Source organism: Methylobacterium sp. GC_Met_3 (assembly GCF_026540775.1).
Lineage (GTDB): Bacteria > Pseudomonadota > Alphaproteobacteria > Rhizobiales > Beijerinckiaceae > Methylobacterium.
This window is the reverse complement of sequence record NZ_JALNUL010000126.1, coordinates 1-3,243: the sequence shown is the minus strand read 5'-3', so window position 1 is coordinate 3,243 and position 3,243 is coordinate 1. Positions and strand designations below refer to the sequence as shown.

Below are 3,243 nucleotides of genomic sequence, written 5' to 3'. Positions count from 1 at the left end.
CTAATCACCGAGGACGAATAGGCCATCGCCAAACCATTCATGCTGCAGAGCTAGCCTGAGCCCGAGTGGGCCGCTGTGCTTATGGCAGGAAGAGTGAGGTGCGCGTTGCGTAAGGTTTCCGCCGAATGGCATAGGGCCGAACACCTTGCTCAAGGGATTCGGCCCTATGCCCGCTGCTTTCTTCAAAATTGCGCTTGGTTCGCCACATAGGTCATACGCCGCATGGCCGCGGGCCGGCCGTCAACGCGAAGCAGATTACAGCACGACATCAAAGAGCTTTTCAACTCAGCCACAGTAGCTATGAAGGCGGCAAAGCGCTTAACCTAAGCCACATTCGAACTCTCTCAACTTACAAGCGCTCGGCGCTCATGATGCATCAATTGCTTGCCAAGCTTCACAGCAGAATATGTCCGCCTTGAAGCCAGTGCTTCTTGGATTTGCAGCAGGATTGGTGCTGCGTCGGTGGCCTGCCCCCATTTGGTGGCCCGGGTTTGAAGTTAGTGCATCGTCGGTCGCGTGACGATGGTAGGGCGAGCCGACGGTACTGAGCTGCTTGGTTCCGTTGGCCAGATGACGACCTCTGAGTTGAGTGGCTTCTCGCCAGTCTGCTTTCAGGCCGTTCACCCGCTGAAGCAGACATCGTCGCCGGTATCGCCTACGACCAAAAGCGGAAATAGCTGGGCGACTTATGCACAGCCGCTCCGGGTTGAGCGACCCCAGAAACTCGGTGAATTTGAATTAATGCACCGAATACCGGTAGAGATATTTGCCTACTGGTGCAGCTTTTATACTCTAAAATATTTAGAAGAATCTGCCTATAGTCGTTCGGTCATTAATTCCGACCGAGTCAGCTTTCTCGAGGCGGCATGGATCAGACTAAACATCTCTTGAGTAGCAACCTGCACCTCCATGCTCAACTAGCACGCGAGCGGCTGGCTCTGACACAGGCGGCTGTCAGCAAATTGACGACCTTACCGCTCGAAGGAATTGTCGCAGTTGAAATTGGAGTTAACGCGCATCTGACCCTCGACGAGCTAATTAGTCTTGCAATATTTTTGGGTTTGACTGAAATTGGCGAACCGAGACCCCGGATCAAGGGATCCTAAACTGTCATAAATTGACCCCGTCGTTGAGCTTCACACCCGCGAAGGTCGCTTCGAGGCTAAGCGTCGAGGTCCGGTTTCCGCCCCAAACCGAAGTTACCGAAACGTGACGAACGGCTGCTTTGGAGAAGCGCCAACAGCGCTTACGGCGGCTGGGTTGGGTCGGAAGCAGTGCTGCTGCAGGGTGGTTTCCAGACGGTCCGCTTCAGAACAGCGATGCCTCTAAGCGGTCAGCCGAAATCGGTCGAACAGCACCATCGCTAGTATCGGCTTGCCTCGATCAGAAGAACGATTGGCCGTTGCTCGTCTCAATCTGGCGAAGATCCAACAGTCTGCAAACCAGACGGCCAAGAGCACGTAGGTCTTCGGCCTGCTCGGGCGTTAGACCATCAAGGCGCGGGACAGTGTCGATCACGCATAGCGAGCCGAGCACCGATCCGTCCGTCATGCGCAGCGGCGCGCCCGCGTAGAAGCGGATACCCGGCTCCCCCGTCACCAAGGGGTTGGCTACCGTGCGGAAGTCGCGCGTCAGGTTCGGGATGATCAGAAGGTCGGGCTCGGGCAATGCGAACTTGCAGACAGAACGGTCGAGGTCGGTTTCGCAATGGGGGAAGCCAACGCGGGCCTTGAACCATTGCCTGTCGGCAGTGACCAGACTGACGAGGGCGACAGGGACGGCGCACAAGCGCGTGGCCAGTCGCACGATGTCGTCGAAGCCCTCCTCGGGGGCTGTGTCTAGGATGCGGTAGCGGTCGAGTGCGGTCAGACGCTCTGGGTGCGTGATGAAGCTGCTGAGCAAGTCGTTCTGCATCACGGGCACACGCAAGACGGCAGGCCCCTGGGCGCCCGGCCCCTCTTTTGACCGATCGACTTCGCTTTGGCTACGCGGCTGCTCGCGTCAGGGGGCATTAAGCAACCATTTGTGAGCAGGCGTGCACGCCGCTGCTTCCTGGAGACCGGCCAAAGGGTGCTTCCCACCCCACGCCGACGATCCCGAATGGCGGCTATTGGCGAAACTTCGGCGGTAGTCTGGGCGGCTGGGTTGGATCGCCAAGAGATCGGCCGCTTTCTTGGCAGTTAGTCTCCGAAGCGGACAGGCAGCTTACGGCCAGACTACGTCACGCGTTATTGCCGACACGCGCAGGACCGGACATTCGGCTTCGCGCCCATCTCGGCCATTGGGCGATGTCAGCCTGCATCTTTGAAGCAGACGTTGGCATGAAGCGGGTCATAGATCTCAGTTGCACTGCTTCGCTTGGCTTGACCGTGGCATGTGCCTGCCTATTCATCGTAGCCCCGAATCACTTGTGAAAGCCTCCAGCCGGCCACCTCATCGGTTTGATGGGGTGGACCGCCATGAAGCGACTCATCGGCGGAGTTTGAGTTAGTATTGAAGCGGTCGGCGCCGGATCCGGCCGCTAGGCACGGGCGATCTCCAAATGTGAAGATATCACGAGGTCGCCGTGATGTTGCTCAACGCTCTTTCCTGATGCCCAAGACCCGTCCTGCATACCTCGTTTAACTCCGCCGCCAGATGGTCGAGCTGGTCCGTGCCGGCCGCGATCCGACTGACCTCGCTCGCGAGTTCGAACCCGCGCGCCAGACCATCCAGAACTGGGTCGCGGAGGCTGAGCACGTGGACGATGCCGCTGATGACGCGCCGATCGTCCACGTGCTCCTTGCCCCGCGTGTCGTTCAGTATATGCGGTGTGATCATCGCGAACTGCTTGTCTGTCAGCCAGAACTGGTCCATCAGCCCCACCCGCGGGAGCCGTGAATTACACCTGAGCCGTCCGCGCCACCGTTATGGGTCCGGAAACTAAGGTGCATTTGGGGACCAGCTTTCTGTAGGAAGCGCTCTATGTTTGAGGCCCTTGTGATGGTCGGAGAGCAGCAATTGCTTTCACGATCGATAGAGCGTTGTCGCGCATGCCCTCATCAGAAATGCTCTTGAAGGCCAGGACTAATTTCGTCAGCTTCGGATCATCGTAAAACGTCGAAGCGACAGTTTTACCCCCATCTGACCCAAGCCGGCCATCGAAGAAGGCGTCGACAGGGACCTGCAACGTGTCAGCTATGGCTTGAAGCCGACTGCAACCGATGCGGTTAACCCCCTTCTCATACTTTTGAACCTGCTGGA

At 57.9% G+C, this 3,243-nt stretch carries 2 protein-coding genes and 2 pseudogenes; 1 reads left to right on the top strand and 3 read right to left on the bottom strand.

The annotated features are described in order from the left end of the window. Positions 1 to 1,383 precede the first annotated feature (1,383 nt). Positions 1,384 to 1,914, bottom strand: a complete 531-nt coding sequence (locus tag OXS27_RS31930; protein WP_346733037.1) for a GAF domain-containing protein — start codon at positions 1,912 to 1,914, stop codon at positions 1,384 to 1,386. A gap of 678 nt (positions 1,915 to 2,592) precedes the next feature. Between OXS27_RS31930 and OXS27_RS31925 the strand changes: the two are divergent. Further along, positions 2,593 to 2,724, top strand: a pseudogene (locus OXS27_RS31925) (IS3 family transposase); the annotation flags it as partial. A 9-nt stretch (positions 2,725 to 2,733) separates the two neighbouring features. Here the strand turns inward: OXS27_RS31925 and OXS27_RS31920 are convergent. Together OXS27_RS31920 and OXS27_RS31915 are read right to left on the bottom strand one after the other, a co-directional pair. After that, positions 2,734 to 2,856: pseudogene (locus OXS27_RS31920) on the bottom strand (IS5/IS1182 family transposase); the annotation flags it as partial. A gap of 106 nt (positions 2,857 to 2,962) precedes the next feature. Beyond that, a partial coding sequence (locus tag OXS27_RS31915) for a helix-turn-helix transcriptional regulator (protein ID WP_267361666.1) occupies positions 2,963 to 3,243 on the bottom strand: 281 nt, incomplete at its 5' end.